At 36.0% G+C, this 24,042-nt stretch carries 19 protein-coding genes; 2 read left to right on the plus strand and 17 right to left on the minus strand.

Features of this window, described 5'->3' with window-relative positions:
• Positions 1–14 precede the first annotated feature (14 nt).
• The 8 genes from AC4BB2_RS12850 to AC4BB2_RS12885 form a co-directional block, all read right to left on the minus strand.
• The gene (locus tag AC4BB2_RS12850) at positions 15–680 is read right to left on the minus strand and encodes a YccF domain-containing protein (protein WP_490473298.1); all 666 of its coding nucleotides are present in this window, start codon (positions 678–680) and stop codon (positions 15–17) included.
• A 21-nt stretch (positions 681–701) separates the two neighbouring features.
• Positions 702–1,775 carry a WxLIP family cell surface protein gene (locus AC4BB2_RS12855; RefSeq protein WP_490473299.1) on the minus strand — a complete coding sequence of 358 codons (1,074 nt, stop codon included), beginning with the start codon at positions 1,773–1,775 and terminating at the stop codon, positions 702–704.
• 109 nt (positions 1,776–1,884) lie between these two features.
• Positions 1,885–2,670, minus strand: coding sequence for a WxL domain-containing protein (locus tag AC4BB2_RS12860; protein WP_490473300.1), 786 nt, complete (start codon positions 2,668–2,670; stop codon positions 1,885–1,887).
• A 33-nt stretch (positions 2,671–2,703) separates the two neighbouring features.
• Positions 2,704–3,513, minus strand: a complete 810-nt coding sequence (locus tag AC4BB2_RS12865; RefSeq protein WP_490473301.1) for a WxL domain-containing protein — start codon at positions 3,511–3,513, stop codon at positions 2,704–2,706.
• Entirely contained in the window at positions 3,514–3,882 is a 369-nt protein-coding gene (locus AC4BB2_RS12870; RefSeq protein ID WP_490473302.1) for an EF2685/EF0750 family sortase-dependent surface protein, read from the minus strand.
• Between the two features lie 16 nt (positions 3,883–3,898).
• On the minus strand, positions 3,899–7,678 hold the full coding sequence (locus AC4BB2_RS12875) for a WxL domain-containing protein (protein WP_490473303.1): 3,780 nt from the start codon (positions 7,676–7,678) through the stop codon (positions 3,899–3,901).
• A 161-nt stretch (positions 7,679–7,839) separates the two neighbouring features.
• Positions 7,840–8,514 carry a winged helix-turn-helix domain-containing protein gene (locus AC4BB2_RS12880; RefSeq protein WP_490473304.1) on the minus strand — a complete coding sequence of 225 codons (675 nt, stop codon included), beginning with the start codon at positions 8,512–8,514 and terminating at the stop codon, positions 7,840–7,842.
• 192 nt (positions 8,515–8,706) lie between these two features.
• A complete protein-coding gene (locus AC4BB2_RS12885; protein ID WP_490473305.1) occupies positions 8,707–9,822 on the minus strand; it encodes a tyrosine-type recombinase/integrase in 1,116 nt (371 codons plus the stop codon).
• Positions 9,823–10,225: 403 nt separating this feature from the next.
• Between AC4BB2_RS12885 and AC4BB2_RS12890 the strand changes: the two genes are divergently transcribed.
• Both AC4BB2_RS12890 and AC4BB2_RS12895 read left to right on the plus strand, forming a co-directional pair.
• On the plus strand, positions 10,226–10,975 hold the full coding sequence (locus tag AC4BB2_RS12890) for a LytR/AlgR family response regulator transcription factor (protein ID WP_490473306.1): 750 nt from the start codon (positions 10,226–10,228) through the stop codon (positions 10,973–10,975).
• A 313-nt stretch (positions 10,976–11,288) separates the two neighbouring features.
• The gene (locus AC4BB2_RS12895; RefSeq protein WP_490473307.1) at positions 11,289–12,302 is read left to right on the plus strand and encodes a sensor histidine kinase; all 1,014 of its coding nucleotides are present in this window, start codon (positions 11,289–11,291) and stop codon (positions 12,300–12,302) included.
• 246 nt (positions 12,303–12,548) lie between these two features.
• Here the strand turns inward: AC4BB2_RS12895 and AC4BB2_RS12900 are convergent, their stop codons facing one another.
• The 9 genes from AC4BB2_RS12900 to AC4BB2_RS12940 all read right to left on the minus strand — a co-directional run bounded on the left by AC4BB2_RS12900 (position 12,549) and on the right by AC4BB2_RS12940 (position 23,823).
• A complete protein-coding gene (locus tag AC4BB2_RS12900) occupies positions 12,549–14,024 on the minus strand; it encodes a MucBP domain-containing protein (RefSeq protein ID WP_490473308.1) in 1,476 nt (491 codons plus the stop codon).
• Between the two features lie 188 nt (positions 14,025–14,212).
• Complete coding sequence (locus AC4BB2_RS12905) at positions 14,213–14,812, minus strand: response regulator transcription factor (protein ID WP_490473309.1); 600 nt, start codon at positions 14,810–14,812, stop codon at positions 14,213–14,215.
• A complete protein-coding gene (locus AC4BB2_RS12910) occupies positions 14,805–15,923 on the minus strand; it encodes a sensor histidine kinase (RefSeq protein ID WP_490473310.1) in 1,119 nt (372 codons plus the stop codon). Before AC4BB2_RS12910 ends, AC4BB2_RS12905 begins: the two co-directional genes overlap by 8 nt.
• Before the next feature lie 9 nt (positions 15,924–15,932).
• Positions 15,933–16,685 (minus strand): ABC transporter permease, encoded by a 753-nt coding sequence (locus tag AC4BB2_RS12915; RefSeq protein ID WP_490473311.1) that lies wholly within the window; start codon positions 16,683–16,685, stop codon positions 15,933–15,935.
• Complete coding sequence (locus tag AC4BB2_RS12920) at positions 16,682–17,566, minus strand: ABC transporter ATP-binding protein (protein ID WP_490473312.1); 885 nt, start codon at positions 17,564–17,566, stop codon at positions 16,682–16,684. Before AC4BB2_RS12920 ends, AC4BB2_RS12915 begins: the two co-directional genes overlap by 4 nt.
• A 201-nt stretch (positions 17,567–17,767) precedes the next feature.
• Entirely contained in the window at positions 17,768–19,420 is a 1,653-nt protein-coding gene (locus AC4BB2_RS12925) for a peptide ABC transporter substrate-binding protein (RefSeq protein ID WP_490473313.1), read from the minus strand.
• 179 nt (positions 19,421–19,599) lie between these two features.
• Positions 19,600–21,156 carry a ribonuclease Y gene (gene rny, locus AC4BB2_RS12930; RefSeq protein WP_490473314.1) on the minus strand — a complete coding sequence of 519 codons (1,557 nt, stop codon included), beginning with the start codon at positions 21,154–21,156 and terminating at the stop codon, positions 19,600–19,602.
• A 258-nt stretch (positions 21,157–21,414) separates the two neighbouring features.
• A complete protein-coding gene (gene recA / locus AC4BB2_RS12935; RefSeq protein ID WP_490473315.1) occupies positions 21,415–22,467 on the minus strand; it encodes a recombinase RecA in 1,053 nt (350 codons plus the stop codon).
• Positions 22,468–22,575: 108 nt separating this feature from the next.
• Positions 22,576–23,823: a competence/damage-inducible protein A gene (locus AC4BB2_RS12940; RefSeq protein ID WP_490473316.1), complete on the minus strand. Its 1,248-nt coding sequence runs from the start codon at positions 23,821–23,823 to the stop codon at positions 22,576–22,578.
• Between the last annotated feature and the right edge of the window lie 219 nt (positions 23,824–24,042).

Genomic DNA, 24,042 nt, shown 5'->3' on the forward strand with positions numbered 1-24,042 from the left:
CCCCTTTGACTACTTTATTTTTTTTGCTTTAACGCAGCTTCATTTACACTGAATTGTTTAAAGACTTTTGTTTGTGTTTGTTTGATGCGTTTTAAGTCTGCTACATAGGCGGTAACAGTTTCTTGATTGCTTAACTGTTCTGTCGTAAGGGAATAGGCATTTGTTCCATATTCACGTAACTGAACATAATAACGATTTAATATCTGCTGCCCTTCTTTTGATAACCCGTTTGATGGGGTAGAACTACCATAAGAAGCCAATAATGAGCTTAATTCCATTAATTTCTCTTTTGATTTTTCCACGTCTCCCCCATTTTGAAGGCTGACCAAGGTTTTATTCACTTCATCTGTCACAAAATAACTTTGAACAATAATATTACTGTCCACTGAAGATAAATTGGTTTGTTGATAGTAACGGGCATAAAGTCCGCTACTAGCAAATAACACACTTAAAATAATCAAAAATGTTCCTCGTTTAATTTGATTTTTTTTCCTTTTAATTAATACCCGACGAGCACGAGCCCAACGTTTCTTTTTTTGTTTCTTTTTTGGTCGTTTTTGATTTAGTACTTTCAAATCCTTATGCGTTATAAAAAAGAGTAGGAAAGAAAAAAGACCGATAAAAAAGGTAAGTAGGAAGGCTGAACAACACCCCACAAATAACCAATCCAATACTGTCATTTTTTTATCTCCTTCCTCTCGTTAGCGTTTCTTTTTCTTGTTTCTTTTTTTCTTTTGTTGTTTCTTTTTTGATACGGTTCGAATGATTAAATAGATTGCTAGTAAAATAAGAAGAATACCGCCAACAATCAGTGCAATCACTTTCCAATTGATACCTCGATCTTGAATCAGAGAAACATCCTCAGCATTGTACTTGTCTGCCTCTTCTCGAGTGACTTTAAATTTTTCTCTCCATTCCCATTTTTTATCACCAGCTGTAATAACGATATGCCCAACGTAATCACCCGCGGCAAATAATTCACCATTTAGGTTCACAGGAAACGTCATTGCAGAATTAGGCGCCATCCGGTAATTCTCTTTTTTGGATTCATACAAGACTTCATCTGACCCGTCTTTAAAGATTTGCGCGTCAACCGTCATGCCCTCCACATAAGTTGGGGTAATATTAGAGAAATTGACCATAAAGGCATTGCGGTAATTGGTTAAACCGGTCTCTATTTTATTAAATTCTAAGTCTGGCTGTACTTGGGTATCTGTTTCACTCAGCAACATTCCAGCAATAAAGGCGTATTTATTTACAACACCTTTTGTGGTTTCATCTGCTTTTTTTTCTTCATCCGTTTGGGCTTTCTGTAAGTAGATTCCTCCAGAAATATAGCCATCATATTTTTCGTTTGGCATAGTAATTTCTACAGGAACTTTTTCCGTTCCTTTTGGTGGAAGTGTGATTTTTTCTGGCACTTTAGCAATGTCTTCTAAATCATATTTTAAAGAAGGATCTTTTTCGATCTTTGTTGGTCCGTACTCAATTACACCATTACTATTGGTTTTGGCACTGTGAACGGACAGATCAACCGTAAGCTCTTTATCTGTCATGTTATATAACTCAATTTCAACGGTTTGTTTTTGTCCCATATTCATTCGTAAATCAAAGTAGCCTACATTCCCTATTTGGTTTTCGGGTTTGATGATTTTGTAGCTATAGCCGATTCCTAAACCCTCTTCTTCTGCGGCATATGTAGGATGAGGGATACTTAAAAATAGACAGCTTATGTATAGAAATATAAATAGACTTTGTTTAATAAATAATTTCATAATTGGTTCCTTTCTCGTGACATTCTTCTATAAAATAGGGCGCCGGTCAAAATCAACCGGCAACCATTCTTTTTACTGTCATATAACACAGTAATTTTTTTACAACTAATTACTTAGCAGCAGTTAATACCCATGTTACTTCGCCTTTATAATCGCCTTCAAAGATTGTTTGATCTTTTCCAACTGTTAATTTCACTGATTTTTCAGATGATTCTTCACCTGTAGCAGTTAATTTACCAAAGTGGACATATGTTTGACCTTGACCTTGGTCTTTGTTTGCGCCAGTATTGTCAACGATTGTTTCAGCAGCTGCTTCTGTTACTTCTGCTTGTGTTTTAACCGCACTTGTTGGTAAAGCAATTTCTTCTGCGACATTTGTTTTACGGCCAATGTTTCTATACAATAAAGTAGCTCCTGAAAGTGTACGATCTTCAGACACTTCTCCTTCTTTAACTGTTGTTGTCATTGGTTTTGTGATTTGAGCTGTTAGCGTGTAATTGTGGTTCAATGTACTACGAACATCTTTAATTAATACGTTATTAGCCATAACGCCATTTTCTTCTTTATAGTTTTTAGCCCAGAATGTACGGTCGTTACCATCAGTAACAACGGCATTTTCACCAAAGCTTAGTGGTGTCACATCTTGAATACCGAAAATAGCTGGTTTTAATGGACGTGTAATCGTACCTGACTCAATTTCTGTGTCTTTTGAACCATCTGAATCAGTCAGACTTGGTCTTGTTGTATCATTGTCATCTTCTGTGTTACGAGTGAATTGGATATCCATATCACCTTTAACCGTTGTTTCATCTGCCTTTGTGATTCCAGGAACCGCTACCGCTACTCCTAGTGTTGCTAATAAAACTGCTCCGCATAATTTGTGTGTGAATTTCATTTTTGTTTCCTCCTATTAATGTATGTGATTTATTTATGGTAACTCGGAAATAATCCAAGTCAGCACCGTTGTGTAAGTTCCTGTTTCTTTTTTGGTTCCACCAGGAATAGATAACCGAACTGCATTATTTAAATAAACAGGCTGTTTTTTAGAAGCATCCGTGATTGGCTTCCCATTTTCATCTAATCGGGGGGCAAGCGTGGTAGAATCATCCATTGAATTTTCTGCTGATGATCCAAATACAATACTCCATGTCCCTCCGCCTGTTCCCTTTTCCGCTTTCGCCAAGGTGTACGTTTCCCCTAGATTGTTCAAATGAATCACTTCTTTTGAAACGGTTGGATACTTTGGAACTCCGTTTACTGTATTGATCCATGTTTTATCGAAAGAGAATACTGCACCATCAAGTTGATGTTTCTCATTATCTTGCTTTGTAAATTGGGTTTCTTGGCGGACTTGTACACTCCAACCCGTTTGTGTTTCTCTGTAGTCAGAAATTTGAATAAAATTTTCACGAGGTTCATTCATTCCTTCAAAGGATAACGAATTAACTGAGTAACTAGTGTCCCCTTTGATTATTTTGTTCGTACTGAAATTAATATTTGGAACAAAATCAAACCGTAAGGCACCGCCTGTTTTTCCGTATTCTTCCTTGCTGACTAATTCTTCTTTTGGGTTTTCAGGGTCTAAGATGCCAAAACCTGGATCTTTTAAGCCCTTAAAAGAAATCCCTATCTCACCTGTATTCTCTTGATCTTGCGCTTGAGATTGAACAGGAATCATCACTCCTGTTAGGCAAACAGCAATAAACAATTTTGCAGGAAGCCAATGAATGTTCTTCATTTACTCATTGCCCCTTTCATTGTTTTTTCTGTGTTTAAGCCAATAAAACACAAGTATCAACACGATCAACAAGAACCCGCTAATTAGCACACTGTATTTAACTAACTCACCTGTTGAAGGTAATCGACCTCTAGGTTTTCCAGATGTGTTAGGTAAATTAGAAGACGCACTTGAATCTCTAGGTTCTGATGAGGACGAGTTTGAGTCACTGCTACTTGATGAAGATGAATCATCAAACAGAGTGATTTCTCCTTTTACTTGAACCTCACCACCATCTTGTGCTGATACAGGTTTCACAATAACTACTAGAAAAGCAAGGATAAGGAAAGAAGAAAGGATGGTTTTGACTAAATACTGTTGTTTTCTCATGCGATTCTCCTTTCTTCTACTTCGTATTTTCCAGCGTGATTGTAATTTTCGCTTGGTATTTTCCAAGTGCTTTAACAGCTCCAGGTCTTAAATCAAGTAAGAATCCTTCCCCTTTAGACCAACGTTCTTTGGTGACATCGTAAATACCAGAACCAGTATTTTTATGATTAACAATAACGACCGTGTCTTCGCCCAGTGTCCAGTCTTCTCCCTGATAGTTATACTTGATGGCATCAGGAATAATGACTTCTTTATTCGCTAAACTGGTTAATGGCTGATCAACTTTCGCTTTTAGCGTCCATTCCTCTTTTTCTGTTCGAGTATCTGATACAACCAATGGTTTTCCAGTCACTTTAGGATCAGTGAACTTCACCGCATTAATTGTGGCTTTTTGTGTCTCGAAATCCAGTACATCTGGCGCTGAAATAATTGTCAAAGCTCCATCAAATTGATACGTAACGATATTTTCTGGGTTATCTGAAGCGAGCGTCACCACAACTTCATTATCTGGTTTTTTCACCAATTCATGATTCTCTTTCTTTAACTGCGCTAAGACATCGGTTATTTCAGATTCTTTGGTCAAATCTACTGTTGATCCTAGTTCCTTAACAAGAATAACGTCATCATGAAGCTCATTGCCATTTGTATCTATAAATTTTGCTGCTACCACACCAAAAATATTGATAGAAAAACTCGCTTTGACTATTGTCGTTCCTTTTTTCGCTTGAATAACGGCAAAATAACGTGTCCCAAACTGCGGTTGTTTCGGGAAGTTCGTAGACAAAACTGACAGTTCCACACCTTCTTGTGACCCTGTCTCAACATCCCAGGCCATAGCTTCTGATTTTTTCAAAAAAACCTCATTCTGTTGTTCGATTGGTAAATTAGCAATTTCAGTGGCTTCAGTAGTTGTAAGGGAAATGTCGTAAGCAGATATTAAAAGCCCGTTCGTCGGCACCGTACCTTTTACGATTACCACTGGAACTTTAATAATCGCTTTTTGAGAAGGATCATCAGCATCCGTCATGAGGACATAGACGAATACTGTCCCCGGATCACCTGTATAAATCGGATAATCTGGATTTAGATACTCAAACTTAGCTGTATGTCCTGGCAATATGACTGGATCCTTAATCAACGAACTGGCTGTTTTATCCCAAACACTCCCTGCACTAATGACCTGTCGTATGGGTTGCGCACCTAAGTTGTAGATATTGACCTTCACTTTATAGTCTGATGATGATATACCTTTCATTGCGCCCGCTGTTTCATAGGTTGCTTTTAAGTTTGTATCATAACTTTTGATTGTACCTGGTTCTTCATTCAGTTTTTCTGGTAATAACGTTCTTGGGATTGTCAGATGACCAGTAATCTTTTTAGCAGCATTTGACGTAAAAGGAATTTTTCCTTCGCTTTTGTCAGGATAGGTTGTATAAATCGTTCCTCCACCACTGACTGCTGGTATATCACTCAAGGTATAATCCGTCTCAAAATTTTCTGTATGTTCTGGATAGCTATTAAAGACATTGGGTGTTGCTTGCATTTTCATAGCTGACAATTCTTCACTACCATAAAATAAATCAAATCCTGTTTTTAAAGCTTGCCCTGGACTAATAGACAAACCGTTTGTTGTTCCTATTTGATAACCAGTGGGGCCCACGAATGGACCAACATATTCATACCCTGCAATATAGTTTTTGGTTTCAAATCCAGTATTATTATTATTAAAATAGTTGAGCCCACTATCATAACCTATAGCCTGTCTTGTGCCAGCATAATACTTCGTAGATTGAGTTAACCATTTCCCTTCGGAGTCTTTCAATCTAAACCAAACTGTATAGTTTGGGTCCGGTTTTTTGTCCAACGCTACATAAAAACCACGACTACCCCCTGTTGAATATATTGATGCCCTAAGTCTATCGCGGTCATAACTCGTACCCATAGACTGTAACATGGTAAATTTTTCTGGTTTATCTCCAAGATTATACATATCTAGACGGATGCCAAAACTAAGATCAGGCTGCAAAGATATATTGTAGACATACATAATTTTCTTATCAGTATCCACTAGAATCTGTCTAAGTGTATTCCCTTTTCGTAAATAATATTGTTCTTTAAATGTATTATTATTCTTAGGATCACTACCATTAAGTGCAGTTGCTCCAGACCATTGTGATCCATACAAAGGAACATATATATTGTTATTTCTAACAATGCCTGGGATATCAGCTATCCCATTCCCTATATAAAACGAATTACCATCTTTGTCCAGAAGCCTATATCCCGTTGTTGTACCAAGAATGGCTGGTACACCTCTTCCCGGAAACCCTACTCTAGACCTGTTAGTGGGGTTGATCAGTTGCCCTATTGAAGAATTTAACGGAATTTCTTGCCAGCCTTCCGTATCTCCTTCAAATACACCATCAGGAAAAACGCTAACGTCCAGATTATAAGATAATGACTCTGTTCCAGAAGTAACCGTCACAGTGACTTGCCCCTTTTGATCGACTGCGGTCAATTCACTACTTGTGACTGCTGCTTTTAGTGGGTCTCCCGTAGTTAGACTCCACGCTTTCGGAGATAAACTCTCTGTTAATTGACTGAGCAGTTGCGCTCCAGCTTTCCCTTTGATTTTACTCAAGGGTAGAAATGGTACATTCAAACGCAAACCTGCCTTTGAACTTACAAGGACCGTTCGTTCGGTAGCATTTGTTACCGTAACGGGAATTGGAATAACTGTTGAAATCGCGCCATTTTCTTTATCTGTCATCTTAATATAGCCCATCTGAAAACCTGATTTGCTGGAATTAAAACGATTGGCTGGGACTGTCGCTTTTCCCGTTTCATCAGCAACCCATTCATATGTCGCACTATCTGATACTGCTGTTAATGTTGGATATTTTCCAAATAGGTTCGTGGCATCCGTTCCTATATTCAAAACACTGTTTTGAACAACCGTTGCATAATAGGGCGCTTTCAGGTCAACTCCAAAAACCATGACAGGGATTGATGTTGTTGCTTTTTGTTCCTCAGCACCTGCTCCTATTGTCACTTCAAAAGTAGCAGTGTACGCACCCACTGTTTTTTCATCAATCGTTGTACTAAGAACATTTACGGAAATTGCGTTTCCTGTTTCCAGATACCACGCTCGAGCGTTTCCTTTCGTTTGTACCAACTGTTTTAGCTCTGTTTCTGTCTTATCTTGCGTATCTTTTGAGTATAAAAGGATTTTTCCATCTGTATCATCTACCTGTATAGCAACGCCATTTGTTTCTAACAATGTGGTTCCAGAGTTTGTTATGGTTACTGGAATCGGTACAATGATACTAGATGAATCAGCATTTTCAGTGATTCTCACGTAAATCATTTGAAAACCAGCATTCCCACTTTCAGGACTTACAGGTGAACCTTCGGCAGTCACATATTCATACGACGCACCAGATTCGGGATCAGGAAGTGTCATTTCAGAAAATAGTTGGCTTTGACCATCAGTTGTCGCCAAGTCAGGAAAAGCGGCATCTTTTGCTAAAGTTAGAACTTTCGCAGTCGCTTTTACCCCATTCTCATTTTCTATTGGGTTGAGCCGTCTTGTTGCAGACTTGTTTTCGTCTGATTCGCCTTGTCTTTCTTTTGACCTAGGTACATTTTTTGTGCGATCTTCATTTGCTGTTGACGAATTCTTCTCTGGGTTAGCTAGTATTGGAGAAGAATTCGTAGATAAAACGATTATCGTAGCGACAACTAAGATTGCTACAGCCCCTATACTCCATAATTTTTTCTTTCTTTGCTTTTCCACTTTTATTCTCCTTTCTTTTTTATTTTTACTACTATCTATATCCAAGCTTTTGTCGCAACACCTCCTTTAAGTAAATGTTCTACACTCATACTTGAAACAAACCTGTATGTTGAGGATATCGCTGAATAAACATTTCCTACCCAGTTTCAAATGCATTTTTCCTATCCATAAAAAGCATAGCCAACTGATCGAATCGTTTTTAAATACTTTGGTCTTAAGCTGTCACGCTCTATCTTATGGCGGACATGGAAGACTATGTTGGCCACACGATAACGTTTTTCTCCCATATCATCTCCCCACAATGCTTGATAGATTTCTTCATATGTCGCACCTTGCGCTTGTTTTTGCTTCAGAAAATCCAGTAATTTATATTCTAAAGGGGTTAAAAAAACTTCTGTACTCCCTTCCAGTTGAACCGTTAGTTTACGCTTGTCCAATTCAATTCCTTGTTCTACATCAGCAATAGGTAAAGCTGGTTCTTTTAGCAATAAATTCGTAAAAACTATAGAAAATTCATCTGGTTCCGTTCCTCTATCAAAAACTAATGTCGCACCAAGACGTAACAGAATCATCCGTTCTACTTTCGTACTTTCTTTTAGCAAAATAAAAACCAGTGGCACTTCACTCTGTTGAAAATTGAAAAGCAGACCACAAATTTCTCCCAAGGACTCTTCACTAGAGCTCTCTGTATAATCAAGAATGATCCCATCTATATTTGATTGCTGCGTTACTTTTGTTTCTGTGGTTATAGGTATGATGGTACATTTCTTTTCTTTTAGTTCTTCTATGTATTGAGAAGGCGAACTTCCCTTAGAATATAGTCCAATATTTTTCATAAACTAGCTCTTCCTTTCATGTTGGTTCTTTTTTTGTTATACTTTCTTTGAAAATAATTCTTTTTCTCTTTCTGTTTTTTTCTCAGAATTAGCCCTTCTAAGAAGAAATCGATGAATATCCTGTTAAAACTGCTTTTTTAGTTTAATTGACGTTTTTTTTGACGGGGGATACTTACTAATCAAAGGACATTTTTATATGTTTAAATCAAGTTGTTCATCGATCAGCGCTATGGCCTGTTCCCTTGTTTTCCAGAGAGAACTGGCATACGTATCCAACGTTAATTTGATGGATTGATGTCCTAATAAACTACTAACCGTTGCGATATCAATCCCTTTTTCAATACATCTAGTGGCAAAAGTATGACGTAAGACATGAAAATGGATAGACTCTATTTGGGCTACTTGTATCGTTTTTTTAAATCGATAATTGATCAGTCGTGGTTCAGCAAATGACTGTTTGTGATTCACAACAAAAGAACTGGTTGCTTCTTCTTTTTTTCTAGAGAGATACGTAAATAAGTTATCGGCAATCGGAATTTTTCTGACGGAACTTTGTGATTTTGGTAGATCAAAAATAATTTTTGTTTTGCTCGAATTTCCCGAAACAGACACACGTTGAACGGTTCGAACAACTTGAATCACACGGCTATCCAAATTGATATCCGCCCAAGTTAAACCACTGATCTCACCAATGCGAAGCCCTGTATATAACGCAATGATTACTGGTGAACAGTATCGATCTTGTAATGCCGCTTGGACTAAAGCCTGTTGTTGTTCGATAGAAAGAACGGCAATTTCTTTTTTTCTAATGGCTGGAAGTGAGAGTCCTACACAAGGATTTTCTAAAATCAGGTTTTCCTCATAGGCTTTTTTCATTGCGCTTTTGAAGATGGTCAACACATTATGAATGGTGGTTTCACTCAGCTCCTTCTCTAGTAAAAGAAAGACTAACTCTGTGATATCCTTTTTCTGAAGCTGAACTAGTTTTTTCTTTCCTATACAAGGTAAAATATGTTTTTTTAGTTTTGTTTGGTAAGAGGCATACGTTGATTGTTTAATATAGCGCACTAACAAATGATCTAACCAGTAAGTCAGCCATTCTTCTACAGATCCTTTAAACAACGAGCTCGACTGAACAGGAAACGTATAGGATGCTTTGATTCGTTCAAGTTCTTGTTTAACCTCTCCGTATTTTTTTCCATAAACGGACCCATAGATCCATTTACCTTGTTCATTTCTCTTCTTTTGATATCTGCCTTCCCAACGACCATCTTTACGTTTATAAATATTTTCTCCCTTTTTAGGCATGGTCACTCTCCTTTCAAATTTGACGATAAAAATGACGGGTATAGATGAAAGAAACATATTTTGTTTGGCTGAATTTCGTTAATTACCCATAAAAATCGATATAAATTAGAGAACTTTCGTTTTTTTATCACAAAAATCGTATAGACTTTTTCATAAATTTGTATTAAAATTAGAAAAACAGTGAATTTTTAATAATTTTTGAAATAAAAATACTTATTTTCTTTTCTTAGAAGGGCTAATTCTGAGAAAAAGAAAGAAGTATATCAGCTGAATCCACTACCTAAGTATAAAAAAAATAAAAATAACCAGATGGACATTGAAGCGATTACATATCTTTTCTATGTCTATTTTCTTTTTTTTATTTTCTATAAATTGTATACTTGTCTAAACGGAGGGATGCTAAATGCTCGAACAAATTTATGTTTACATCATTGAAGATGATGTTTTCTATAGGACCAAACTTCAAGAATCGATCTTATCCTTTTCATCCTTTTCAGATTTTTTTTCTTTAAAAATCCATGTGATAGAAGAACCAGAATCATTCTTTTCCCAACTAAATAAGTTAACCATTCACGATAATGATATTTTCTTGATTGATATTGACCTACAACTATCTTTTTCAGGAATTGAAATTGCAACAAAAATAAGAGAACAAAACAGTGATAGTTTCATTATCTTTCTAACAAACTTAGAAGATAAAGGGATTGAGATTCTCAACCTGCAAATTAATGCCAAATCATATATAATTAAAGGGATCGCTACTGATCCACGTATTTTGGAAAATCTATTTGAAGGAATAAAAAAAGAGCTCATCAAACGAACCCAAGATAATGATGATTATGTATCCTTTAAAAAATATGGTGAAATTGTTCTTATAAAATATAGCGACATTGTCTATGTAAAGTCATTGACGAAAATCCGAAATACACTTCTTGTCAAAACCATTGATTCTGAGCTAGTCGTTGAAGGGAGCATCAATAAATTAAAGAAGATGATCCTTTCTCCTTATTTTTATCTTGGCTTAAAGTCTTCAATTATTAATTTAAATCATGTCGTTTCTTTGAGTCGTGCAGATGGTATTGTTACGTTTGATGGCGGAAGTGAGCTAGAAGTTGGTAGACGGGTCATTGATAAATTGACAAAAGCTATCTAAAAATAAGGAGAGAGAGTCTATGCCTATACTATCATTCATAATCTTATTTGCACTGAACCATCTGCAGGTTTGTTTGCTTTTAGGTTATAAAAAATTTTTCAATTTACGGCAAACTATTTTCTTAACCAGCTACCTTGTCACCCTAATGGCTTTCGCGCCCCTTATGCTAACGAATCCTACTCGAGATTTGATCCCTTTTTTATTCGCTCTATTTATGATTATTCAAATGATCTTTATGTATCACTTCTTAAAAAATTGGATATTGATTTCCTTTTATTTTTTGATAGAAATAACATTGATGATCCTTTCTTGGTTGATTACTTGGGATCTTATCCATTTCTTATGGATCTATAAGTTCATTGCATCAGCTCAGTTTGAAAATCTCCAACCACCTGCTCTTTTTTTTCAACAGTTGTTTCTATTCATCTTTTTACTCATTACAAAGAAAATAAATGCTAAGTATCAAATTTATGAAGCTATGTCACATATTCAAAAAAAATATATGATTCAGTCTATCGCAAGCTTAATTCTTTTCTGCTCACTAGTCATACTTAGAGTCACTGATTCAAAGAGACTTGAAACTAGTCGTTTTTTTTACCTTACCGGTCTTTTATTAGTTCTTTCAGCTGCTTATTCTTATGTTGCTTCTCTCATTGGCCGATCGTATCTACAACAACAGCAGTTTTCTCTTCTTTCAAAAAAAAGCATACAAGACTCGGAAAATATCAATTTGGCTAACGAATTTAGACATGACTATCGAAACATTCTTTTAAGTTTAAAAAACCAGCTTGATCACAATCAGGATGATCAGGCAAGGCATTACTTAGATTCAATTATTGAATATTCTGCTCCATTTACTGAAACGGATTATTATACCCAGATTTCTACTATCAATATTCCTCCTGTGCAAGGAATATTGATTAATTTTTTTGAAGATTGTTCAAAAAAACAAATTCCCATCCAAATTTCGATTAATCAAACGATCTCTTATACTGATATCACCATCCATTTAATCGATTTTATTCGCTGTTTATCTATTCTTCTAGATAATGCAGTTGACGCCTCACTTGACGTTGAAAAACCACTGATTCAGCTAACAATTGAAAAACGGAATGGTTTCCTTTTAATAGAAGTTAAGAATGCTTCAAATAATTCAGCTTCACTAGAACGTATTTTTGAAAATCATTTTACGACAAAAAAAGGCCATCAAGGAAAAGGGATTCCTATTTTTATTAAGCAACTAAAACAATACCGAGAAACTTCATATATGTTCGACCAAATGGACGGTTATTTTGTAGCTAGTTTTTCGTTACCTCCAGCTAAATAGTCAAAAATAAACCAAAAACAAAGACAGACACTAGGTCAGTTTGTTTTTGGTTTATTTTTAGTTACGAGAAAAGTTACAAATCGAAACAATAAAAAAGGGATTCCTATTTAAAATCTATTTCGAAAGAGAAGTGATTTTATTAGCAAAAATAGTAATCGTAACAGTTGCTTTTGACTCCAGTATTAGTCATGAAATTCAAAAAACAAGCAAGAAACAACACTTGTCTCTTACTTGTTTTTTTTAATCTTACCAGTCAGGAATGTAAAGTGTTGTAGATGTTAATTCATACGTCACATCGATCTCCAGTTGATCTGCCGCCCCAGTATAATTTTCTGGGATGTACTCTGGTTTTTCATTAAAATATAAATAGTTTGAATAACTATCAATAGCTGTAATCGATCCTACATCTGGGATTTTAATAATCTTCGGAAAATTAAATGTATTCATCGTTTGTCCATCTGGTTTCGTTATTAAAAATTTGATTTCTTTCGGCAAAGTGTACACCGTTCCAACTTTTACAACTAGTTCATCCGGCGCTACAACACTACCTGGTATATAGGTCTTCCCATTGTATGAACTTGTGTAATAGTAATCATCAATATCACTCACATCAGGTCGTAAGTACTCTGCATAATATTGAAGCGAGTTTAAGGCAAGTGGGGCTTTCGTATTTTTGTCAATATAATGAATATTTATTTTCACTTCATCTGTATAATATAATTTGATGACCGTCTCATCTGTTGAAAATACTCCCTCAAGTTCACCTTCTGCATGTTCAAACAAAAAATTCGTGATTTCTTTTTTCTCTACATGAAATCCCTGACCTAATTCACCACTTAAGGTATCTGCAGGCTGGATTTCTCCCCCTGTCTTATCCAAGTAATAAATCGTTACCTTTCCTTTTTCAACAACAGGCTCTTTCTTGTATTCATAAGTAACTGTCTGAGCGTCTTCTTTAAATGTCCCTACTGAATTATTTGGCAATTTGTTTTCGTTCAAGGTGTAATTCGCTATAGGTAACTTAAATTGTTCAGAAGACACGTCATAAACTTCGCCAATAGTTCCGTGGATTGTTTTGACTTCATGAATCTCTTCACTATTTTCATCTATATAACGTACAGTGACTGTTGATTCGATTGTTGGCGGTATCACTTCAGAACTTGGATAGTACCCTATGTATTCATATCCTTCGATTAGAGTTGGTTCAATAATCTTTGTTTCACCCTTAGATATTGAAATATTTTCTTCAAGAAGCAATGGTTCTCCTGCCGCTAAAGCCATCATGGATGAACTACTTATAGCCGCTGGAATAATAATGATAAGCAATAGTTTACTATACTTTCTCCGTTTATAAAAAATAAACAAACTAGCAACTATAAACCCACTTCCACATAACAACAAGTTAGAATGCTCAAACTCTCCTGCTTTTGGCAATTTAGACTGATTACTTGTTTTTGAAGTACTCCCGTCATTCTTTGGTCCAATCAATAATCCTAAATTAGAACTATTATCAGAATTTGCAGCAGCTGATGCTTTTTGGTAAATAAGATTATACTGTCCATACTTTTCACTTACTGAAGGCTTTTCCTTAATAATCGCAGCTTGTTCTTGTGGACTAAGATTGTCAATATCGTAAAAGTTGATCTGGGCTGCTTCGCTTGATAAAGGCAGCAAAAATAGTGTGATTGCCAAAATAAATAAGCTGGTAATGGTTTTTTTCATGATTAAGCTCCTTATATAAAAATGTGCTTTTTATATAATAAATGATAAAAAACACGAGAATATTCAATTAAATCATATTTATAAAAAAATTAATTAATAAGGAAAGTTCTTTTAATAGTTTGAAATTGGATAAATAACCTTGTTCCGAACGTAGAACACTTCTTATCGCTTAATTAGTGTTTCATCACCTATATCCACCCTTTTTCCTTTGCAATACCCACTGCTTCAATCCGATTTTTTGCATCTAACTTATTCAAAATCTCAGACATATAATTTCGCACCGTTCCACTAGTCAAAAATAATTTCCCAGCAATCTCCTTAGAAGACAAGCCTTCACCAACTGCTAGCAATACTTCTTGTTCCCTCTCAGTCAACGGATTTTCTTGTTGTGAAAATAGCCCTGTCACAAGTTCAGGTGAATAAAACTTTTTGCCTTGCATAACAGCACGGATATTTCCAATCAATTCATCTGTCGGTGTATCTTTTAAAAGATAGCCAGCTACATCTGCTTTGACCGCACGTTCAAAGTATCCTTCTTTGGCGAATGTCGTCAAGATAATAACTTTTTGTACTTGCCCTTTTAACTCTTCGGCTAAATCCAAACCAGTTTTCAATGGCATCTCGATATCTGTCAAACAAACATCAGGTTGGTGGGCTTTAATCAGTTCTGATGCTTCTACACCATTTTTAGCAATCCCTACAACATCTAAATCTTCTTCTAAACTTAAAATTGTTGCTAGGGCAGACGACAATAATCCTTGGTCTTCTGCAATAATTAATTTAATCATTGATTATCTCCTCTTTTTTATTCACAGGTACTGTAAATACAACCTTCGTTCCATTCTTCTGAGTAAATTTCAGCTCTCCATCAATACTTTCAACTCGCTCACTTAGTCCAGTTAGCCCATTCCCATGCATTGATTGTCTCATCCCACGACCATCATCTTCAACCATAAAAATGTATTCCGTTGCCTCTTTTTCAATACAGATTTTACACTGACTGGCTTTACTGTGACGAATTACGTTTGTGATACATTCTCTTAAGCAATAACTCACTGTATTTTGAATATCGGTTGGAATCCCCTCTGTTAATTCCTCTCCTTCCGTGGACAAAATAATTTTCGCTGTTCGTAGATTTTTTTCAATCGTAATCATTTCTTCAACAATCAAAACATAACGCATACTTGAAACAATTTCCCGCACAGTTTTTAAGGTACCTCTTGATGTGTCAGCAACTTCTAGCATTTCTTTTTTGGCTAGTTTAGAATCTTTATCTATAAGCTTACCAGCAAGTTCCGCTTTAATGGTCATGATTGATAACGATTGCCCTAATGTATCATGCAAATCTCTAGCAATTCGATAGCGTTCTTCTTGTTTAATAACATATTCCATTCGTTGCGTTGATTGATACATCTGCTTACGTAGTTGTGCTTGTTTACGAATCGAACGCCCCGCAAAAGGAGCCGCACAGATAAAAAATCCATACACGAAAATCGTGATTCTAAACTCATCTGTCATATAATTTGGTAACTGATTCAATGCAAACGGAACTGGTGTAAGCATGCACAATAAGGCAACATAATAATAGCGAAATGTATTTTTCTTCATCGGTATAAAACCAATCATCCACGCTGGATAGATAAATAAATAAATATAGCCAAAGTACACTGTATAAAACAGTGATATCACATACATCAAACCCATCCAAAACGGAAACCACTTCCCATTAAATAAACAATTTCGATATGTCACAACAAAAATCCCCAACACAACTAATGCCAGTTGTTTATCAAAATTATCATACGGAAACATCGCAATAATCGGAATCAATATAAAAATCAGCCAAATAAATGCGACAAATCCATCTTCTTTCGGATACAACCTAAATTTTCCAATCATAACTTTCCCCTAACGTCTTACTTCTTCTTTGCGCCCATTCAGATATATTGATAATACCATAAGGACAATGAAATAAACGAAAATGATCAAAATTCCTTTTATATCCGGCAATTGACCATCTGCTAATTGTTTTGCTCCTTGTGCTGCATAAAATGTCGGTAAACCTTCAGCAATTTTTTTAACTACTTCTGGAAACATGTCGATCGGCCACCATAACCCACTGACGATCGCTAATGGCATCAAAACCATATTGTTCAGTACACTTGCAGTATTAGGATCTTTCACTAAACTGATGATCGTAGCTAACGCTGTAATCGGTAAACAGCCATACAAAATCCATAATCCGCTAGTCAACCAAGCGCTTGTCGTCATTTCTACTCCGTTTACAAAATGACCTACTAGAAAAATGACAATCAGTAATAAAATATTGATTAAAAATTGAGTCAAAATCTTGCTGGTATAATAAATGCTTTCCGGAAGTGGGGATAAACGTAGAAACTGCTTCAGCCCTTGCTTGCGATCTTCAATTAACGTCATAGAGAAAGAAAATAATGAACTGATCATTACACTATATGTCGCCATTTGGATCATACTATCTTTATAAAAAATACCCATGTGTTCTTCTGGAACCCCCATATTAAAGACTTTAGTAAAAAGTAGATAAAATCCGACGGGCATTCCTAATGAAAAAAAGATAAATGGTTTACTTCTAAATAACGAACGGTTCAAGTCCGTTTTGGTTTGTATAATTAATGCGTTCATTTGTTTTCCTCCTCTACCAATGTGTTGAAGACCATTTCTAAGTTTCCTGGCACAATCAATAAATTGGCGTATTTGATATTTTCTGCGATTAATTCTAAAAGTGTTTCATCACTATTTTCGGTATAAAGAATTACTTGGTCTGCCTCTTTTTCGACTGATGACACATAAGGTAATGCAGCCAATTTTTCGTAAGTTGTTTGATCTAATAGCTGAAAACTCAGTTTGTTTTGCAACATTTCTGACTGAATGCTCTTCAATGTCCCATCATGAACGATCTCTCCTTGTTTCATTAGTAAAATTCGACTGGCTACTTTTTCGATTTCTTCTAAATAATGTGTAGTTAAAATAATTGTTTTGCCTTGTTCTCTTAGTGTATTGATTTTGTTCCAGAAAATTTTACGGCTAGTCACATCCATACCTGTTGTCGGTTCATCTAAGAAAATCAAGTCTGGGTTGCCGATAATCGCTAAGCCAAATGTTAAACGGCGTTTTTGCCCGCCGGATAATTTAGTTGTGTAGGTATTTTGATGTTCATTTAAACCAGTCAGTTTTAATAATTCTTTTAACGACAGTGGTTGCGGATAGAAGCTACGAAATAGAGTAAATAGCTCTTTGACTTTAACATTTTCTAACGTTGTACTCTCTTGGAGCATTACACCCATATTGAGTTTATTTTTTTTATTCATTGGATTTTTCCCAAAAAGCTTGATTTCACCACTTGTTGAATGAATCAAACCTGTTAAACAATTGATCAAGGTCGTTTTCCCTGCGCCATTTGGACCAACTAAAGCAATTATTTCTCCTTTACTAACAGTTAATGAAACTTGCTTTAAGATTGTTTTTTTATTGATTGTTTTCGTTAGATTATTTACTTTGATCATTTTTTTCTCCCCTTTACTTATGGACTTATCATACCTAATGTTAGGAGATTATATTAGAAGCGTTTGTCACCGATCTATATGACATTTGTCATACAATAAGTAGAACACGTTTACTCCAACTTTAAGTAATGTAGGAATAATAACTATTTATACAAAAAAAACTCTTCTTGCATAATTACAAGAAGAGTTTTATAAACTGTTTTAATCTTCAATATAAGTCCATTTGAAGTCATATTTTGCGCCTGTTGGGTGATACACAACATCTTTGACTTTGTCAGAACGAAGATGTGCTTCAGATTTTTGATACAATGGAATAACACCCATGTCACCCATCAATACTTTTTCTGCATCCAACATATCTTGCCAACGTGCTTCTGGATCATTTGCATTCGTAGTTGCAGCATTATTTACTAATTTATCATATTCAGGGTTCGAATAGTGTCCTCTATTATAAGAGTTACCTGTTGTAAATAAATCTAAGAAACTACTTGGATCAGCATAATCAGCACCCCAAGCTGTAACTGCAATTTGGAAGTCCCCTTTGTTTGAACGATCCAAACGAACAGAGAATGGTACAGGGCTAACAGATACTTTTAGCCCATCCAAAGTATCAGATAACGTTCCTTGTAGATACTCAGCCATTTTCTTCGCATTGTCTGTATCATCAATCAATAAATCTACTGATAGTGTAGAAATACCTAATTCGTCTTTGGCTTTTTTCCATGATTCTTTGGCCTTATCTACATTATATGCAACTTCATCACCAAGTTCTTTTGTAAAGTCTTCGTTTGTTTTCGGATCAGTTGCTAGACCAACGGGAACTAAGCCTGTTGGAACTGTTGAACCATTTGCTAAAATTTGCTCAACTAACGCCTTACGATCAATTGCATAAGATAATGCTTTTCGTAGATTTACATTACGGTAAGGCGATGTTTCTTCTCTTTGGTTTGGTTCAAGATAGAATGTTGAGGCTCCTTTTAAAGTAATATAGTTTGGTTCATTTTTCATTTGTTGCGCTAATTCACCAGACAATGGCACTTCATCTGCTTGACCATCTTGGAATAAGTTTAATGATGTTGGAGCTTCTTTTACAACATCGATTGCTACTTTATCTAATTTTACTGTATCTTTATCCCAGTATTTATCATTTTTTGTGTAAGACCAACTTGTATCTGTTCCTGGACCATCAAAATCAGTTAAAGTGAATGGTCCGTTGTAGACTGCTTTATCACTAGCTGTTGTATAGTCTTTGCCGTATTTTTCAGCAATATCTTGTCTTTGTGGTAAGAACGATGGGAAGGCTAACAAGTAATCAAAATATGGTGTTGCTTTTTCTAAAGTAATTTCTAATTCATACTCACCAATAGCTTTGATTCCAAGGTCTTCTTTTTTCATTTCACCTTTAGAAATTTTTTCAGCATTTTTTACAGAGTTAAACATGTAAGCATACTCTGATCCTGTCTTTGGATCAACTGTCCTTTGCCAACCGTAAACAAAATCCGCAGATGTTACTGGTTTATCATCTGTCCATTTTGCATCTTCTCTTAATTTAATTTTGTATGTTAGACCATCTTCACTGACTTCAGCTTTTTCGGCCGCTCCTGCTGGCTGAGGTTTATTCTCTTTATCTAGACGATAAATTCCTTCATAGACATTATTCAAAGCAATAAAACTTACTTCATCTGTTGCTACTGAAGGGTCAGCAGTCGGCATTTCTTGTCTTTCAATGAATCTAAAAACTTTCCCATCACTACCTGAACCGTCGCTAGCATTTTTAGCGTTCCCGCCACAAGCAACTAAGGCAATACTTGATAAAGTAATCAAGCCTAGTAAGGCACTTTTCTTTAATTTCATATAAAAAACCCCCAATTTTAATAAAAGCTATAATAAATATATCAAATTTGCTGGTTTGTCGTAATTAAAACACTAGGTTGATTTTAGTAAAAATATTCTGAATTTTTTCTAATTATATGAAAAAACAAAAAAAGAAGCAATGTGCCTTAAGACATTGCTTCTTTCTAAGTTATATTTTGCTATTTCGCGTAATCTACTGCGCGTGTTTCTCGGATAACCGTCACTTTGATGTGACCAGGGTAATCCAAGTCGTCTTCGATCTTCTTACGAATATCTCTAACTAAACGAACAGCTTCTAAGTCTGTGATTTCATCTGGTTTAACCATTACACGGACTTCACGTCCAGCTTGTACCGCAAAACTAGACTCAACACCCTCGAATCCATTAGAAATATTTTCTAAGTTTTCTAAACGTCGAATATAATTTTCCATCGATTCGCTACGAGCACCTGGTCTAGCAGCTGATAAAGCATCTGCCGCAGCAACCAATACAGAAATAACAGAAGTTGCTTCTACGTCACCATGATGGGATGCAATCGCATTGATAACTGTTGAATTTTCTTTGTATTTAGTAGCTAATTCAGCACCAATCTCTACGTGAGAGCCTTCAATTTCATGATCCAATGCTTTACCGATATCATGTAATAATCCAGCGCGTTTCGCTAATTGAACATCTTCACCAATCTCTGCAGCCAATACTCCAGTTAACTTAGCAACTTCGATTGAGTGATTCAACACGTTTTGTCCATAACTTGTACGGAAACGTAAACGACCTAAAATCTTAATCAAATCTGGATGTAAAGTGTGCGCCCCCACTTCAAAGGCTGCTTGTTCTCCGTATTCACGAATACGTTCATCCATTTCTTTACGAGATTTTTCAACCATTTCTTCAATACGGGCTGGATGAATCCGACCATCTTGAATCAATTTTTCAAGAGTCATACGAGCGATTTCTCTACGAATTGGATCAAAACCAGAAAGTACAACAGCTTCCGGCGTATCATCAATAATCAAGTCGATTCCTGTTAAGGTCTCTAATGTACGAATGTTACGTCCTTCACGGCCGATGATTCTTCCTTTCATCTCATCGTTTGGTAAACTAACAACAGAAACAGTTGTTTCAGAGACTGAATCCGCTGCACATCGTTGAATCGCTAGAGAAAGTAAGTTTTTGGCTTTACGATCTGATTCTTCTTTGGCACGTTGTTCAGATTCTTTGACCATCACTGTCAACTCATGACTTAATTCTTCTTCTGTTGATTTCATGATGATATCTTTTGCTTCATCTTTAGATAGTGAAGCAATACGTTCTATTTCTTGGTGTTGCTTTTCAACTAGTTCTTCTACATCTTTTTCTCGCTCATCAATTAATTGCTGTCTAGCACCAAGTTTCTCTTCTTTTTCTTCCAGTGAGTTTTCACGTTTTTCAAGAGAATCATCTTTACGATCTAACGTTTGTTCTCTTTGTAATAAACGATTTTCTTGAGATTTAAGTTCTACTTTGCTTTCTTTCAACTCACTTTCAATTTCTGATCGATACTTCTGGTTCTCTTCCATAGCTTCTAATAAAGCTGCTTTTTTCAGAGTTTCCGCTTCTTTATTGGCAAGTCCAATTATACCTTCTGCAGACGACTTTGCACCATCTATAGCCTTTTCATGACGTGATTTTGCAACGACTAACCCTAAACCAAGACCGACAATTACACCGATGATAGCGAGGAGAATTTCTAAACCCATTGTTTCCACCTCCGGACTATCTTCAAATTTTCAATATTCATGTAGTTTTCTGATAAACTATAATCAATTATCAATATGCCTACTTGCATAAGTGTATTTACATACAACTTTATTCTAATGTTTGTATCCCAGTGTGTCAACTCAAAAAAGCCCTTTCTAGACGAAAGAGCTCTGTTGCATAAAATATTTACTGCCGCAAAAAAAACAAACCAATAAAAAGCTTTTAAAAACGCTTATTGGTTTGTTTTATAAAGTATATTATTCTTCGTCAAGAGGTAGTTCTTCTTGTCCTTCTTCTACTTCAATAGCAGTCGTTGTTCCATCACCGATACCAAAAGCATCACGAACACGTTTAGAAACCTCTTCCACCATTTCTGGATGTTCAGTCATATAAACTTTGACATTTTCACGACCTTGACCAATTCGCTCTTCTTTATAGCTGTACCAAGCACCGCTCTTGTCAACGATATCTTTTTCAACAGCCATATCAAGTAATTCTCCCTCTTGAGAGATTCCTTGACCGTACATAATATCTACTTCAGCTACTTTAAATGGTGGTGCGACTTTATTTTTAACCACTTTAATCTTAGTGCGGTTACCGATAATATCTGTTCCTTGCTTCAATTGTTCTGCACGTCTTACTTCTAAACGAACAGTGGCATAGAACTTCAAGGCACGTCCACCAGGTGTTGTTTCAGGGTTACCAAACATAACACCAACTTTTTCACGAATTTGGTTAATGAAAATCGCGATTGTCTTCGTCTTATTGATAGAACCTGAAAGCTTACGTAAAGCCTGTGACATCAAACGTGCCTGCAGTCCAACGTGACTAGCGCCCATTTCTCCATCAATTTCTGCACGAGGTACTAGGGCTGCAACAGAGTCAATAACAACGATATCGATAGCTCCACTTGAAACTAACGCATCCGCGATTTCTAATCCTTGCTCACCCGTATCTGGTTGTGAGAGAAGTAATTCATCAATATTTACACCTAATGCTTGGGCATACTGAGGATCTAAGGCATGTTCAGCATCGATAAAGGCTGCTGTTCCACCTTGTTTCTGTACAGAAGCGATTGCATGTAAGGCTACCGTTGTTTTACCTGAACTCTCTGGTCCATAAACTTCAACGATTCGTCCACGAGGATAACCACCTACACCTAATGCAACATCTAATGCAAGAGAACCACTAGGAATAGTTGAGATCTGTTGGTCGATCTTTTCCCCTAATTTCATTACTGAACCTTTACCAAAGTTTTTTTCGATTTTTTTTAGTGCGGCATCTAAGGCCACTTTACGATCATCTGCCAATCGATAATCCTCCTTATATATAAACGATTTAAATTCCTTTTCAATAAATATATCATAACTGGTTTATTTAAAAAAAGCAAGAGAAAAACGAACAAACATTCGCCTTTTTTATTTTTTCTTATTTACTGCTCTTCGAATCAAGTCTAACCCTTTCATCACGGCACTTTGACGAATAGACTTTCGATCACGATTAAAATGTTGGAGAACCGCTGTCGTTGGTTGTCCTTTTTCTGCCAGTCCAATCCAAACAGTCCCTGCTGGTTGTCCTTCTAATTCATTAGGGCCTGCAACACCTGTAAATGATACAGCAAAATCAGCATCTGTCAGCTTTCTTGTTTGTTCAGCCATAGCGATTGCACATGCTTCACTGACCGTTCCTTCTTTTTCTAGTAACTTGCGATCAATTGCTAAAAATTGTTCTTTGGTTTCAAGAGAATATGTGACAAAACCTCCTTTAAATACTTCTGACACACCAGAGATATCTCCCAATGTACTTTGGAAAAGACCTACTGTTAGACTTTCCGCTGCTGAGACAGTTTTTCCGTACTTTTTCAATGCATCTACCGTTACTTTTACTAGACTGTTCTCATCCCCATACCCATAGAAATATTCCCCTACTTTTGCCATAACTTGGGCTTCTAAATAATCTAATAGCTGCTCACCTTCTGCTTTATCGGTGACTTTAGCTGTTAAACGCAATGTCACTTCATTTGGTTTGGCGTAAGGTGCTATCGTTGGATTTGTCTGATCATCGATCAACACTTTTAATTCTGTTACTAACTGTGATTCACCAATGCCATAAAATCTAAGAACTCTAGAAATCAGCTGCTCTTCTTGTGGAAATAGTTCCTCTAACAATGGTCGAACATTTTGCTGAAACATTGGCTTTAATTCACTAGGTGGCCCTGGCAATAATAAATAGGTCGTTTCATCTTCAGTAATCAGTGTTCCAACAGCCAGTCCTGTCGGATTTTGAACTGCAATGCCTCCGTCAATCATCAGAGTCTGCCTCAAATTATTTTCCGTCATTTTACTTTTTGAAAATGCAAAAAATTCATGAAGTCGAGCCAGTGCTTGTTCATCTTGTACTAAAGAACGATGGATATGCGCCGCAACTGTATCTTTCGTTAAATCATCTTCTGTCGGTCCTAGACCGCCACATAAAACGATTAAGTCACTGCGACGTTGCGCTTCAACTAATAATTGTTCCAAACGCTGTGGGTTATCTCCCACTACGGTATGATAATACACCTCGATTCCTAAGTTTGCTAACTCTTCTGATAAAAATGTTGCATTTGTATTTACGACTTGACCTAATAACAACTCTGTACCAACTGCAATGATCTCTGCTTTCATTTTTCTCCTCTTCTCTAATAAGATACGTAAACGATTCTTATTTCATTTTATCACATGAAATTTTTTTATAACCTTTAAATGACTCACTCGTATTATTATTTAAAAGATAGATTAATTATCATTTTAATAATAATATGATACAATTTGTATATTCGTATATTGTCTAATTTTAGAAGCTGATACTAAATTTTTTCATTTTAAGAGTAAGTATTTTAGAAA

The organism is Enterococcus sp. AAFC-DPL-5146 (assembly GCF_058216635.1).

What these genes read in the sequence shown, in the direction of transcription:
- AC4BB2_RS12850 (WP_490473298.1), bottom strand. Translation starts at nt 680, where the DNA reads ATGACAGTATTGGATTGGTTATTTGTGGGGTGTTGTTCAGCCTTCCTA.
- AC4BB2_RS12855 (WP_490473299.1), bottom strand. Translation starts at nt 1,775, where the DNA reads ATGAAATTATTTATTAAACAAAGTCTATTTATATTTCTATACATAAGC.
- AC4BB2_RS12860 (WP_490473300.1), bottom strand. Translation starts at nt 2,670, where the DNA reads ATGAAATTCACACACAAATTATGCGGAGCAGTTTTATTAGCAACACTA.
- AC4BB2_RS12865 (WP_490473301.1), bottom strand. Translation starts at nt 3,513, where the DNA reads ATGAAGAACATTCATTGGCTTCCTGCAAAATTGTTTATTGCTGTTTGC.
- AC4BB2_RS12870 (WP_490473302.1), bottom strand. Translation starts at nt 3,882, where the DNA reads ATGAGAAAACAACAGTATTTAGTCAAAACCATCCTTTCTTCTTTCCTT.
- AC4BB2_RS12880 (WP_490473304.1), bottom strand. Translation starts at nt 8,514, where the DNA reads ATGAAAAATATTGGACTATATTCTAAGGGAAGTTCGCCTTCTCAATAC.
- AC4BB2_RS12885 (WP_490473305.1), bottom strand. Translation starts at nt 9,822, where the DNA reads ATGCCTAAAAAGGGAGAAAATATTTATAAACGTAAAGATGGTCGTTGG.
- AC4BB2_RS12890 (WP_490473306.1), top strand. Translation starts at nt 10,226, where the DNA reads ATGCTCGAACAAATTTATGTTTACATCATTGAAGATGATGTTTTCTAT.
- AC4BB2_RS12900 (WP_490473308.1), bottom strand. Translation starts at nt 14,024, where the DNA reads ATGAAAAAAACCATTACCAGCTTATTTATTTTGGCAATCACACTATTT.
- AC4BB2_RS12905 (WP_490473309.1), bottom strand. Translation starts at nt 14,812, where the DNA reads ATGATTAAATTAATTATTGCAGAAGACCAAGGATTATTGTCGTCTGCC.
- AC4BB2_RS12910 (WP_490473310.1), bottom strand. Translation starts at nt 15,923, where the DNA reads ATGATTGGAAAATTTAGGTTGTATCCGAAAGAAGATGGATTTGTCGCA.
- AC4BB2_RS12915 (WP_490473311.1), bottom strand. Translation starts at nt 16,685, where the DNA reads ATGAACGCATTAATTATACAAACCAAAACGGACTTGAACCGTTCGTTA.
- AC4BB2_RS12920 (WP_490473312.1), bottom strand. Translation starts at nt 17,566, where the DNA reads ATGATCAAAGTAAATAATCTAACGAAAACAATCAATAAAAAAACAATC.
- AC4BB2_RS12925 (WP_490473313.1), bottom strand. Translation starts at nt 19,420, where the DNA reads ATGAAATTAAAGAAAAGTGCCTTACTAGGCTTGATTACTTTATCAAGT.
- rny (WP_490473314.1), bottom strand. Translation starts at nt 21,156, where the DNA reads ATGGGTTTAGAAATTCTCCTCGCTATCATCGGTGTAATTGTCGGTCTT.
- AC4BB2_RS12940 (WP_490473316.1), bottom strand. Translation starts at nt 23,823, where the DNA reads ATGAAAGCAGAGATCATTGCAGTTGGTACAGAGTTGTTATTAGGTCAA.